At 71.4% G+C, this 12,048-nt stretch carries 10 protein-coding genes; 3 read left to right on the top strand and 7 right to left on the bottom strand.

What is annotated here, in order from left to right; all coding sequences use genetic code 11:
• Positions 1-27: 27 nt before the first annotated feature.
• From ftsH to pal, 4 genes are all read right to left on the bottom strand, one after another.
• Positions 28-1,950 carry an ATP-dependent zinc metalloprotease FtsH gene (gene ftsH, locus ABZT49_RS26090; protein WP_355290387.1) on the bottom strand — a complete coding sequence of 641 codons (1,923 nt, stop codon included), beginning with the start codon at positions 1,948-1,950 and terminating at the stop codon, positions 28-30.
• A gap of 147 nt (positions 1,951-2,097) precedes the next feature.
• On the bottom strand, positions 2,098-3,171 hold the full coding sequence (gene tilS, locus ABZT49_RS26085) for a tRNA lysidine(34) synthetase TilS (protein ID WP_355290482.1): 1,074 nt from the start codon (positions 3,169-3,171) through the stop codon (positions 2,098-2,100).
• Between the two features lie 31 nt (positions 3,172-3,202).
• Entirely contained in the window at positions 3,203-4,159 is a 957-nt protein-coding gene (gene ybgF, locus ABZT49_RS26080) for a tol-pal system protein YbgF (RefSeq protein ID WP_355290481.1), read from the bottom strand.
• Between the two features lie 208 nt (positions 4,160-4,367).
• Positions 4,368-4,904, bottom strand: a complete 537-nt coding sequence (pal, locus tag ABZT49_RS26075; RefSeq protein WP_355290385.1) for a peptidoglycan-associated lipoprotein Pal — start codon at positions 4,902-4,904, stop codon at positions 4,368-4,370.
• 379 nt (positions 4,905-5,283) lie between these two features.
• Here pal and ABZT49_RS26070 point away from each other — a divergent pair, with 379 nt between their 5' ends.
• Positions 5,284-5,727: a response regulator gene (locus ABZT49_RS26070; RefSeq protein ID WP_355290383.1), complete on the top strand. Its 444-nt coding sequence runs from the start codon at positions 5,284-5,286 to the stop codon at positions 5,725-5,727.
• Between the two features lie 6 nt (positions 5,728-5,733).
• Here the strand turns inward: ABZT49_RS26070 and ABZT49_RS26065 are convergent, their stop codons facing one another.
• Positions 5,734-6,180 carry a low affinity iron permease family protein gene (locus ABZT49_RS26065; protein ID WP_355290381.1) on the bottom strand — a complete coding sequence of 149 codons (447 nt, stop codon included), beginning with the start codon at positions 6,178-6,180 and terminating at the stop codon, positions 5,734-5,736.
• A 327-nt stretch (positions 6,181-6,507) separates the two neighbouring features.
• Here ABZT49_RS26065 and mgtE point away from each other — a divergent pair, with 327 nt between their 5' ends.
• Positions 6,508-7,875 (top strand): magnesium transporter, encoded by a 1,368-nt coding sequence (mgtE, locus tag ABZT49_RS26060; protein WP_355290379.1) that lies wholly within the window; start codon positions 6,508-6,510, stop codon positions 7,873-7,875.
• Between the two features lie 313 nt (positions 7,876-8,188).
• Here the strand turns inward: mgtE and ABZT49_RS26055 are convergent, their stop codons facing one another.
• Positions 8,189-9,235, bottom strand: coding sequence for a TerC family protein (locus tag ABZT49_RS26055; RefSeq protein WP_355290377.1), 1,047 nt, complete (start codon positions 9,233-9,235; stop codon positions 8,189-8,191).
• Positions 9,236-9,454: 219 nt separating this feature from the next.
• Here ABZT49_RS26055 and ABZT49_RS26050 point away from each other — a divergent pair, with 219 nt between their 5' ends.
• Complete coding sequence (locus ABZT49_RS26050; protein WP_355290375.1) at positions 9,455-10,684, top strand: TIGR03862 family flavoprotein; 1,230 nt, start codon at positions 9,455-9,457, stop codon at positions 10,682-10,684.
• Positions 10,685-10,911: 227 nt separating this feature from the next.
• Here the strand turns inward: ABZT49_RS26050 and ABZT49_RS26045 are convergent, their stop codons facing one another.
• Complete coding sequence (locus tag ABZT49_RS26045) at positions 10,912-11,766, bottom strand: collagen-like protein (RefSeq protein ID WP_355290373.1); 855 nt, start codon at positions 11,764-11,766, stop codon at positions 10,912-10,914.
• Between the last annotated feature and the right edge of the window lie 282 nt (positions 11,767-12,048).

Raw genomic sequence — 12,048 nt, 5'->3', positions numbered from 1 at the left:
CCGGGCCGTGTGGACGTTGACCCTGCGTCAGGCCTGCGGCTGCGGCTCGTACCCGCCGTCATTCTCCCGCGGCCGGCCGCGGCCGGCGGAGGGGACCGGCGATCCGCGGGTCGGGTTGGTCGGGTAGTCGCCGGCGTCGCGCACCGGCGGCTTGCCGTCGAGGAGATCGCGGATCTCGTCGCCCGACAGGGTCTCGTACTCGAGCAGGCCGCGGGCGAGCGCCTCGAGATCCGCCTTGCGCTCGTCGAGGATGCGGCGGGCGTCCTGCAGGCCGGCCTCGACCAGGCGACGGACCTCGGCGTCGATCTTCTGGGCGGTGGCCTCCGACACGTTCTGCTGCCGGTTGACCTGCATGCCGAGGAAGACCTCGTCGTTGTTCTCGCCGTAGGCGACGGTGCCGAGTTCGGGCGAGAAGCCCCAGCGGGTCACCATCATGCGGGCGAGACGGGTCGCCTGCTCGATGTCCGACTGGGCGCCGGAGGTGACCTTGTCATGGCCGAAGATCATCTCCTCGGCGACGCGGCCGCCCATCATGATGGCGAGGCGCGAGGTCATCTGCTCGAAGGACATCGACAGCTTGTCGCGCTCCGGCAGCTGCATGACCATGCCGAGCGCCCGGCCGCGGGGGATGATCGTCGCCTTGTGGACGGGATCGGTCGCCGGGACGTTGAAGGCCACGATGGCGTGGCCGCCCTCGTGATAGGCGGTGAGCCGCTTCTCGTCCTCGGTCATGACGAGGGTGCGCCGCTCGGCGCCCATCATCACCTTGTCCTTGGCGTCCTCGAACTCGTGCATCGTGACGATGCGCTTGCCGCGGCGGGCCGCCAGCAGGGCCGCCTCGTTGACAAGGTTCATCAGGTCGGCGCCCGAGAAGCCGGGGGTGCCACGGGCGATCACCTTCAGGTCGACGTCGGGCGAGAGCGGCACCTTGCGGACGTGAACGCGCAGGATGCGCTCGCGGCCGATCACGTCCGGGTTCGGCACGATGATCTGGCGGTCGAAGCGGCCGGGGCGCAGAAGGGCCGGGTCGAGCACGTCGGGGCGGTTGGTCGCCGCGATGATGATGACGCCCTCGTTGGCCTCGAAGCCGTCCATCTCGACGAGGAGCTGGTTCAGGGTCTGCTCGCGCTCGTCGTTGCCGCCCCCCAAGCCCGCGCCGCGGTGCCGGCCGACGGCGTCGATCTCGTCGATGAAGATGATGCAGGGGGCGTTCTTCTTCGCCTGGTCGAACATGTCGCGGACGCGGCTGGCGCCGACGCCGACGAACATCTCGACGAAGTCCGAGCCCGAGATGGTGAAGAACGGCACGTTGGCCTCGCCCGCGACCGCCCGGGCGATCAGGGTCTTGCCGGTGCCGGGAGGGCCGACCAGCAGCACGCCGCGCGGAATGCGGCCGCCGAGACGCTGGAACTTCTGCGGGTCGCGCAGGAACTCGACGATCTCCTGCAGGTCCTCCTTGGCCTCGTCGACGCCCGCCACGTCCTCGAAGGTCACGCGGCCATGGGCCTCGGTCAGGAGCTTCGCCTTGGACTTGCCGAAGCCCATCGCCCGGCCGGCGCCCGACTGCATCTGCCGCGACAGGAAGATCCAGGCCCCGATGAACACCAGGATCGGCAGCCAGTTGACCAGCAGCGCGATGAACCACGGCGTGTTGTCGGAGGGTGGACGGGCGGTGATGGTCACGCCCTTGCCCTGGAGCTTCGACACCAGCGAGGGATCGTTGGGCGCGTAGGTCGTGAAGGTGCCGCCGCTCGTGTAGGTGCCGCTCACCTCCTGGCCGGAGATGACCACGTTCTGGATGCGGCCCGCCTCGGCATCGTTCAGGAGCTGGCTGTAGGCGATCTCCCCGCCGCCCGAGCGGTGACCCGGGTTCTGGAACAGGGTCACGAGGGCCAGCACCAGCAGGAAGATGACGACCCACAGGGCGAAATTGCGGAAATTGGGGTTCATCGAAGAGTCAATCCCTGAGGAGCGCGGTACCGGGCGGGCGTGCTGGGTGGGCACCGGCACTCGGATCGCAATGTAGGCACCCACCCGGTGCTTGCCAAGTAATCGCCCGCGCCTGCGGCGCCGCGCGCGTCCCGGCTCACCCGAACGTCATGACGGGGGCGGGCGGCGCGGCGGCGCCGGGCTCAAGGCCAGCCTGCCGCCGCCCGCCGCCAGGAGGAGGCCCGCGACGGTGCGCCGGCAGGGAGCGCCCGCCCGCAGGGCCGGCAGGATCTCGCCCAGCACGATCCGCTCCAGCCGCTCCAGGCGCGGCGGGTAGGACGAGGCCTCCTCTTGCTGGGCGGCGACTTGCACGGCGCCAACTTGCACGGCCGCGACTTGCACGGCCGCGACGGCGAGGCCGACCGCCCGCAGGGCCACCGCCTCCGGCAGGGCCGCGAGGCCGGCGCCGTCGAGGACGAGGCGCCCCTCCCCGCTCGGACCGGATCGGCGGAGATCGCGCAAAGCCGCCCTGGCGGCGTCGCTCAGCGCCGCCTCGTCGCGGCGCAGGCGCCCGGCGAGGCGGGCGAGGCGCTCCGCGGTCAGGCCCTCCTCGGCCAGCAGCGGCAGCAGGCGCCGCAGGCGGGCGCGGCCGAAGCGCGGATCGGCGTTGGAGGGGTCGCGCACGAAGGGCCAGCCCCGCTCCTCGCAGGTGGCGACGAGGCGGGCCTTCGGAACGCTCAGGAAGGGCCGCCCGAGGGTGAGCCCGTCGAGGGCGCGGGCCGGCGCCATCCCGGCGAGGCCGGCGGGGCCGGACCCGGCGCAGAGGCGCATCAGCACGGTCTCGGCCTGATCGTCGAGGGTGTGGGCCGTGAGGACGAGGTCGGCGCCCGTCTCCCGGGCGAGATCGGCGAGAAGACGGTAGCGCGCCGCCCGCGCCGCCTCTTGCAGGCGTGCCGCCGGCTTCGGACCGGTCCAGGCGAGGATCCGATGCGCCAGGCCGAGCCGGGCGGCGAGGCCTGCGACCCCGTCGGCTTCCGCGGCCGAGCCGGGTCGCAGGCCGTGATCGACGGTGGCGACGACGAGAGGGACGTCGCGCTCGGCGAGGGCGGCGCAGCCCATGAGCGCGGTCGAATCGGGCCCGCCGGACACCGCCAGCACGGCACCCCGGTAGGGCGCGCCGGGGCCGATCCAGAGATTCAAGAGCGCGGCGCCCTCCCCCGGATCGAGGGGAGCGTCGGAGATTGCCCCGTCAGGGCGGCTCACGAACCTCGGCTCACGCCGCGCAACGCGCGCGCCGCTGCTCCCGGTCGACGCCCTGCTTCACCGTCGAGGAGGCCTGTGGGAACTTGCGCTCCAGCTCGGCGAGGGTCGCGCAGGCCTGCTCTCGGGCGCCGAGCGCGTTGAGCGAGGCGCCGAGCTTCAGCATCGCGTCCGGCGCCTTGCGCGAGCGGGCATAATCGGTCGAGACCTTCAGGAACTGCTCGGCGGCCTCGCGGGTGCGGTTGCGCTGCAGGTAGCTCTCGCCGAGCCAGTAGGTCGCGTCCGGCACCAGGGCGTCGCGGGGATGCGACTGGATGAACTGGCGCAGGCTCATCTCGGCCTGCTCGTACTGGCGCTGCAGCACGTAGGCGTAGGCCGTCTCGTAATCGGCCTTCGCGTCGCCGCTGCCGGTGGCGGCAACGCTGGCCGAGGGCCGCGGCGGCGCCACCGGTGCGGTGGCGGCCGGGCGGGACGGGGGGCGCAGGTCCACCGGCTCGCCGTAATCGGGCGTGTCGTCCTCGATCGCCGCACGGGGCGGTGCGAGGGCGGCGGTGGTGTTCGGGGTCGCGGGGGCGGCCGCCGCGGCGCGCGGCGCCGGCGTAACGGCGCCCGAGCCCGGCGTACTGCCGAGCGCTTGCGGCGCGCCCGGAGCGCCGGGATTCTGGGACGGGTCGAAGGCATCGCTGCGCTTCTGGGGCTTCTGCGACGGCGTCGCGGCCGCCGGCTTCTGGCCGCCCTTCTGCTCCTGCAAGCGGAACTCGACATCCTCCTGGAACTTGCGCAGCTGCTCCTTGAGCTGGCGGTTCTCGTACTGGAGCGATTCGATCTGGCCCGCCATCTGGCGCGACTGGTTCTCCAGCCGGTTGAGACGCACGACGAACTCGGCGGCGTCCTGGGCCGCGGCCGGGCACGCGGCGGCGAGGGCCAGACCTGAGACGGCGAGGGAGGCGAGGAGCAGGCGGCGAAGCATGGCGGGGCGCATCACGGCTCGGGTCAGGCGGCGGGTCCGCACTCGGGAGCGCGGGTTAGCAGATGCCGCGGCTCCGGGCAAAAGGGACGGCGCGGGCCGCGCCGTCCAGGCGGGATCGGGGGCCGGCGCCCCTCCCCCCCTTGGAACTGGGGCGGCTCGCGCCGCTTCCTCCTTTGTTGAGAACGGGGCGGCTCACGCCGCCTCGGCCTCACGAGCCGGCGCCGCCGTCCAGCACCGTGACGGCGCGGCGGTTCTGCGACCAGCACGAGATGTCGTTGCAGACCGCGACCGGACGCTCCTTGCCGTAGGAGACCGTGCGCATGCGGTTCGAGCCGATGCCCCGCGAGGCGAGATAGTCCCGCACCGCCTGGGCGCGGCGGGCGCCGAGGGAGAAGTTGTACTCGCGGGTGCCGCGCTCGTCGGCATGGCCCTCGATCAGGAACGTGTAGCGCGGGTAGCGCGACAGCCACTGCGCCTGCTTGTCGAGGGTGGCGGTGGCGGTCGGGTTCAGGTCGGTCGAGTCGGAATCGAAGAAGACCCGGTCGCCGATATTGACCACGAAGTCCTGGGCGCTGCCCGGCGTCGCGGGACCGCCGCGGCCGCCCATGCCCCCGGCGCCGCCGGCCCCGTAGGCCGCCGAGGCGTCGGCGAGGTCGTTGTTGCTCGCACAGGCCGCCATCGACAGGGCGAGACCGAAGGCGGCGGTGATCTTGAGCGCGCGCAGGGGCGCGAGCGGCAGCGGCATCGACGTAAAACTCCTCTGGCGGTCTCGAGGCGAGACCGCACCCGGCGAGGTCCGAGCCGCACGAAGAGCCCGGCGACGCCGCTTCACGACACGTGTTCGTCCATAGTCCCGGCAGGTTAAGCGAAGGTTCCGTCAACCTTGACGGAGCCTCGACCCCGGTGGGACCGCACGGCTCCCGCCGCCCTGAGGCCGAGCCCCGACGACGAGTGCGCGGCGACCTCCAGACACCGCCGAAATACGGCTACGCTGCGGCGCGGGATGCCATCGCCGCGCGCGCCGGATTCATGTTGCAATCGCGCAACACCATCGCCGTTGACGCTTCGTTAACCAAGAGCGCCGACCGTCGCAGAATCGACGATCGAGATTCTCTAGAAAAGCGATGCTCGAGACCCTGCCCCCGCCCCGGATGTCCCAGCCGGGTCACAAGCCCTGCGTCCTGATCGTCGAGGACAGCTACATGCTGCTCGAGCTGCTGGTGACGCTGTGCGAGCAGCACGGCGTCGCGACGCTGACCGCGTCGAGCGGCGAGGCGGCGCTGACCCTGCTACGCCAGCACGGTCCGCGGATCGACTGGCTCCTCACCGACATCCGGCTGCCCGGCCTCGTCGACGGCTGGGGCGTGGCCGAGGCCTACCGGCAGATCCAGCCCCACCGGCCGGTGATCTATTCCTCGACCACCGCCAACCTGAGGCACCCGGCGGTGCCCGGCAGCATCTTCGTCACCAAGCCCTTCGTAATCGCCGACATCCTGCGCCTCGCCCGGATGATGTCCAACGAGATCGAGGCCTCACAGGCCGGGACGCCTCGCCAGCGCTGCGCATGAACCCGCTCACGCCCCCGTTGCAGCCCGGGCCGCCGCCGCGGCCTTGGCGTTGGCGGTCTCCTCGGCAGCGTCGGCCGCGTCGCTGAGGCGAAAGTCCTTCGCCCGCGCCTCGCAGCGGGCGCGCAGCGAGTCGAGCTCCTCCTCGGTCAGGTGCTCAATGCCGATATAGGCGTTCTGGGCCGCGCTCGCCCGGATCAGCTCGTCGAGCTTCGCCTGGATCGCCGCCCCGTCGCGGTTCTGGGTATTCTGGATCAGGAAGACCATCAGGAACGTCACGATCGTCGTGCCGGTGTTGATGATCAGCTGCCAAGTATCCGAATAGTGGAACAGCGGGCCGGTCAGCGCCCAGACCACGATCAGGACCAGGCTGGCCGCGAAGGTGCCCGGACGCCCCGCCGCCCGGGCGACCGCGGCGGCGAAATCCGAGAAAGTGCGGACGTGCGTCGTGGCCATCGTGCCCCCCGTGGCGGCCCGGGCTCCTGGAAGATTTCCCTAACGTTTCCAGGGGGCTCCGGGCTGGTGAGTGCCCGGGTACGAATTCCGATCCGGCGCCCGCGGTTCCCCTCTTGACGCAAGGCGCGGCGCGGCGCAGTGACGGGCCGCTCGCGGCGCGCCTTCGCGCGGCGGCATCCCCGGACAACCGCAACCCCATGCCGAGCGACAGTCACAGTCGACCGCCTTTGCCGTCTCCGGCCTGAGGTCCCGCGCGCTTCGCCACCCGGCGGCTCACCGCGACCGGCCGGGGACGGCCGGCCGACGCCAGCGCCCCGAAGGTGAGCCATGACCGACACCGTGATCGACGCCCCCGTCGAGCCCGCCGCCCTCGCCGCGCGCCTCGCCGAGGAGAGCGCCCCCGACATCGTCGAGGCCCTGAACCGGGAGGCGCCGGAGGTCGCGGCCGCCATCCTGCTCAGCCTGCCGCACGAGCGCGCCGTCGAGGTGCTGGACCAGCCCGAGCTCGACTGCGCCCCCGACATCATCGAGATGCTGCCGCGCGACCGCGTCGCCTCGTTCCTGTCGGGCATGTCGGCCGACCGGGTCACCGACGTGATCCGAGAGGTCGAGGAGCCGGGCCGCTCGGACCTGCGCGCCCGCCTCGACGCCGAGACCCGCGGCGCCGTCGACACGCTGATCGCTTATCCGGAGGAGAGCGTCGGCTCGATCATGACGACCGAGTTCGTCGCCGTGCCGACGACCTGGACCGTCGGTCTCACCCTCGACTACATCCGCAAGGTCGAGCGCACCCGCGAGACCGTCTACTCGATCTTCGTGCTCGATCCGCGCACCGGGGCACTCGCCAAAGCGGTGCCTTTGCGCCGCCTGATCACCGGCCACCCGGAGGACAACATCCTGTCGGTGGCGCCGAACCGCCGCCCGGTCGTGGTCTCGGCCGATGCCAGCCGCGACGAGGCCGCCCGCCTGATCTCGAAATACGACCTCCTGGCGATCCCGGTCGTCGACGCCACCAACCACGTCGTCGGCATCGTCACCGTCGACGACGTGATCGACGCGATGATCCAGAAGCAGACCGAGGACGTGCAGCGCTTCGGCGGTATGGAGGCGCTCGACGAGCCCTATATGTCGATCAACTTCCTCACCATGATCCGCAAGCGGGCCGGCTGGCTCTGCGTGCTGTTCCTCTCCGAGATGCTCACCGCCAGCGCGATGCAGGGGTTCGAGGGCGAATTGGAGAAGGCGCTGGTCCTGACCCTGTTCATCCCGCTCATCATGAGCTCGGGCGGCAATTCGGGCTCGCAGGCGACCTCACTGCTGATCCGGGCGCTCGCGCTGCATCAGGTGCGGCTCGCCGATTGGTGGCGGGTGGCTTTGCGCGAGATCCCCGCCGGTCTGACGCTCGGGGCGATCCTCGGCACGATCGGCGTGGTGCGAATCGTGATCTGGCAGAAGCTCGGCTTCTACGATTACGGCGAGCACTGGTTCCTGGTCGCCGCCACCGTCGGCACGGCGCTGGTCGGCATCGTGCTGTTCGGCTCGCTCACCGGCTCGATGCTGCCCTTCATCCTCCAGCGCGTCGGCTTCGACCCCGCCACCGCCTCGGCCCCGTTCGTCGCGACCCTCGTCGACGTGTCGGGACTGGTGATCTACTTCACGGTGGCGCTGGTGATCCTGAAGGGGACGCTGCTGTAGGGGTGGTTGGGATCGGGCTCCAGAAGATTTCACATTCTCCGCGTCATTCCGGGGCCGCGCAGCGGAGCCCGGAATCCAGACACTCAGTTGGAAATAACTGAAGCGGAACGCTGTCCGCCCCGTCCTGAACCATCCGCGGTTCTAGATTCCGGGCTCCGCTACGCGGCCCCGGAATGACCCTGAGGAATGTTGATAGGTGTCAGGAAAGCCTCGAACCTGCCCGCCCGATCATGGGTCGGCAAAGCGAGAGTTCAGCAACCGTGACGCCCAAGACAAAAAAGGGAGCGCAATAAGCGCCCCCCCCCTCTTTCACTCACCCGTGGCTGCTGCCCAACCGCTCGCGCGGCACCTCCGCCGCCGGCGGGACGGCGGCGGGGACCTCCGCCGCGCCGCGGGTGCGCCAGAGGCTGTAGACGATGCCGCCGGCGAGCAGCACCACGGTGACCACCAGGGCGACCCAGGGCTGGATCTCGACCAGCTCGAACGTGTCCGCCACCACGATCTTCAGGCCGATGAAGATCAGGATCGCGGCGAGTGCCGTCTTCAGGTAGGCGAAGCGGTCGACCATCGCCGCCAGCGCGAAGTAGAGCGCGCGCAGCCCGAGGATCGCGAAGATGTTCGAGGTGTAGACCACGTAGGTGTCGGTGGTGATGGCGAAGATCGCCGGGACGCTGTCGACCGCGAAGATTACGTCGGCACCGTTCACCAGCACCAGCGCGAGCGCCAGCGGGGTGAGCCAGAGCACCGGCTTGCCGGTCTTCGGATCGGGCCGGCGGGTGGTGAAGTTCTGGCCGTCGAGCTCGTCCGTCACCCGCATGTGCTTGCGCATGAAGCCGGTGAAGCGGTCGGCGGACTTGTTCTCGCCCTCCTCCTCGTCGCCTGAGACCAGCATCTTGATGCCGGCATAGATCAGGAAGGCGGCGAAGATCGTCAGCACCCACTCGGCCTGGTGGACGAGGGCGGCGCCGAGCCCGATCATCAGGCCACGCAGCACGATCGCCGCCAGGATGCCCCAGAGCAGCACCCGGTGCTGCGCGTTGCGGGGAATGCCGAGGTAACCGAAGATCACCGCGATGACGAAGACGTTGTCCATCGACAGCGACTTCTCGACCACGAGGCCGGCCAAGTATTCCTGGCCCGCCTGTGGGCCGATATACCACCAGACCCAGCCGCCGAAGATCAGGCCGAGGGTGAGGTAGAAGGCGGTGAGGAGCAGGCTCTCCTTCACGCCGATCTCGCGGCTCTTGTCGCGATGCAGGAGACCGAGATCGAGGGCGAGCAGGATGAAGATGACGGCGTGGAAGCCCAGCCACATCCAGATCGGCTTGCCGAGCCACGTCATGTACAGAAAATCGACCATCGCGGGACCGTGATGCTTCGAGGAAGAAAGCATCGGCTCCGACATCACGAGCGCGAAAAGCGCAGCTCGCCAGAGGGGCCCGCAGCCGATGGATGCGACTTATGTCCCCGATGGCGGCGGATCAAGGGCGGCTCGGCCTGACGGCCACGCTCTTATTTTTGCGGTCCTGCCTCAGCGGCAGGTTGACAGGGCGCCCCGCGTCGCGGCCTTGGGGCGCGCATGACGACACCGAGTGCGCGAGGGGCCGCGACCGTCGCGGTGATCGGGGCCGGGCCCGCGGGGCTCGCCGCCGCCGAGATCATGGCCGGAGCGGGCCTGCGGGTCACCGTGATCGAGCGGATGCCGTCGCCGGCCCGCAAGCTGCTGATCGCCGGGCGCGGCGGCCTCAACCTCACCCATAGCGAGCCGCTGGAGCGCTTCCTCGCCCGCTACGCCCCGCCGGAGCGACGCCTTGACGCAGCGATCCGGGAGTTCCCGCCGCAGGCCCTGCGCGACTGGTGCGAAGCCTTGGGCCAGCCGACCTTCGTCGGGTCGAGCGGCCGGGTGTTTCCGCAGGCTTTCAAGGCCTCGCCGCTGCTGCGGGCCTGGCTCGCCCGGCTCGACGGGCTCGGCGTGACCTTGCGCACGCGCACCCGCTGGACCGGCTGGGACGACGACGGCGCGCTGACTCTCGCGGGCGAGCACGGGCCGGAGCGCGTGACGGCGGAGGCGGCGGTTCTGGCGCTCGGCGGCGCGAGCTGGCCGCGTCTCGGCTCCGACGGCGCCTGGGTGCCGGTGCTGGAAGCGCAAGGAATCTCGGTGCGCCCGCTGCGCCCGGCCAATGCGGGCTTCACCGCGGCATGGTCGCCGGTCTTCGCCGAGCGCTTCGCCGGCGCGCCGCTCAAGCGCATCGCGTTGCGCCTCGGCGCCGACCAGGTGCGGGGCGAGGCGGTGATCACGCGCGACGGGATCGAGGGCGGCGCGATCTACGCCCTGTCGCGGCCGATCCGCGAGACGATCGAGGCGACGGGCGAGGCTGTGGTCGTCCTCGACCTGCGGCCGGACCTCGACGAGGCCACCCTCGCCCGCCGGATCGCCGGGGCGCGGCCGAAGGAATCCCGCGCCACGATCCTGCGCAAGGCGGCATCCTTGAGCCCGCCGGCGGCCGGCCTCCTGCGCGAGGCGGCGCGCGACCTGCCGGCGGAGGCCGGCGCGCTCGCCGCCCTGATCAAGGCGGTGCCGCTGCGGCTCACCGGCTTGCGGCCAATCGAGCGGGCGATCTCCAGCGCCGGCGGCGTCGCCTTCGCGGATCTCGACGCGCGCTTCATGCTGCGCAGCCGACCCGGCACGTTCCTCGCCGGCGAGATGCTGGACTGGGAAGCGCCGACCGGCGGCTACCTGCTCCAGGCGAGCTTCGCCAGCGGCCGGGCGGCGGCTCAGGGGGTGATCGCGTGGCTGGGCGAGCGCTGACGGAGCGGCGCTCATTCGCAAGTATCTACGGCCTTTGACATCCTCCACGTCATCCCGGGGCCGCGCAGCGGAACCCGGGATCCATAAACGCCGACGATTCAGGATGAGGCGACCAACGTTCCGCTTCTCACTGAACCGTCAGCGGTTATGGATCCCGGGTTCTCGGCTTCGCCGAGCCCCGGGATGACTCGGAGGGTTGGAAAACCGCTGGAGGGATCAACGAAGACTTACAGCTTCGCGCAGAAGCCGACCATGCCCGAGCTGTCCGACGGGCACAAAGCCACGGCCTCGCCGCTCTCGCGGCGGGTGAAGTTCGGGTTGCCGCCACGCAGGCAATAGGCCGACACGAAGGTCTCGCCCTCGTCGCAGACGAGCTCGCAATGCGGCTTCGCGCAGCCGTCGGTGCGCAGCATCCGGAACGGCAGGGCGGCAGTGGCCGTGGCGGCCGTCGCTCCCGCCGATCCGGCCGGCCCCTGCGGCCCTGCCGGCCCTTGAGGTCCGGCGGGACCCGCCCCGCCCTTCGCCCCGGCCTCGCCGCGGGCCCCCGGCTCACCCTTCGGGCCCGCCTCTCCCCTCGGCCCGGTCTCTCCCTTGGGTCCGGCGTCGCCCTTCGGCCCTGCCTCGCCCTTGGCCCCCGGATCCCCCTTGGGACCGGTCTCGCCCTTCGGGCCGGGGGGCCCGGCGAGGCCGGCCATGCCCTGGGGCCCGGTTGGGCCGGGCTCGCCCTTCGGCCCCGGCGCGCCGGTGGCGCCGCAATTCGCCACCGCGATCTCGCGCGAGGCCTCGCCGGCCTTGAGCGTCGCGACGCAGTTCTGCGGCACGTACGGCACCTTCAGGGTGAAGCGCCCGCGCTTGTCCGAGGTGACCGGGATGTCGTCGTCGAGGGTGACGACCACCCCGGCCTTGCCGACGCTGCCGGAGACGGTCAGGTCGCCGGCCTCGATCCGGGCGTCCCAGACCGTGATGGCCTGCTGCGCCGGGGCGGCCGCGCGCCCCCCCGCCGGTGTCTGCGGCTGCGCGAGAGCCGGGCCGGACAGGACGGCGCAGGCGGACAGGATCAACGCGGCGCGGAATGGACGCATCGTTCAGCCTCGAGGCGTGATGGACGGCCCGCGCGCAGGGCAGAGGTGGCGGGCGGCGCACCTTGCGGCGCTGTCAAGCTGCGGTCAACTGCGCAGATGCCCGCCGTAAACGACTTGTTAGAGCATTTTCCGACGAAGTGGACACCGGTTCGTCGCAGAAAATGCGGCACAATCAGACACCTAGAGCGGCGGGGGGGGGGGGGGGGGGGGGGGGGGGGGGGGGGGGGGGGGGGGGGGGGGGGGGGGGGGGGGGGGGGGGGGGGGGGGGGGGGGGGGGGGGGG

The organism is Methylobacterium sp. EM32, from assembly GCF_040593685.1.
Taxonomy (GTDB): domain Bacteria; phylum Pseudomonadota; class Alphaproteobacteria; order Rhizobiales; family Beijerinckiaceae; genus Methylobacterium.
Note: the sequence above shows the minus strand (reverse complement) of the source record. Positions and strands in the feature narration are given on the sequence as shown.

Excerpts from the sequence above, each read along its gene's own strand:
- ftsH (WP_355290387.1), bottom strand. The coding sequence starts at position 1,950 with ATGAACCCCAATTTCCGCAATTTCGCCCTGTGGGTCGTCATCTTCCTG.
- ybgF (WP_355290481.1), bottom strand. The coding sequence starts at position 4,159 with ATGCTTCGCCGCCTGCTCCTCGCCTCCCTCGCCGTCTCAGGTCTGGCC.
- pal (WP_355290385.1), bottom strand. The coding sequence starts at position 4,904 with ATGCCGCTGCCGCTCGCGCCCCTGCGCGCGCTCAAGATCACCGCCGCC.
- ABZT49_RS26070 (WP_355290383.1), top strand. The coding sequence starts at position 5,284 with ATGCTCGAGACCCTGCCCCCGCCCCGGATGTCCCAGCCGGGTCACAAG.
- ABZT49_RS26065 (WP_355290381.1), bottom strand. The coding sequence starts at position 6,180 with ATGGCCACGACGCACGTCCGCACTTTCTCGGATTTCGCCGCCGCGGTC.
- mgtE (WP_355290379.1), top strand. The coding sequence starts at position 6,508 with ATGACCGACACCGTGATCGACGCCCCCGTCGAGCCCGCCGCCCTCGCC.
- ABZT49_RS26055 (WP_355290377.1), bottom strand. The coding sequence starts at position 9,235 with ATGGTCGATTTTCTGTACATGACGTGGCTCGGCAAGCCGATCTGGATG.
- ABZT49_RS26050 (WP_355290375.1), top strand. The coding sequence starts at position 9,455 with ATGACGACACCGAGTGCGCGAGGGGCCGCGACCGTCGCGGTGATCGGG.
- ABZT49_RS26045 (WP_355290373.1), bottom strand. The coding sequence starts at position 11,766 with ATGCGTCCATTCCGCGCCGCGTTGATCCTGTCCGCCTGCGCCGTCCTG.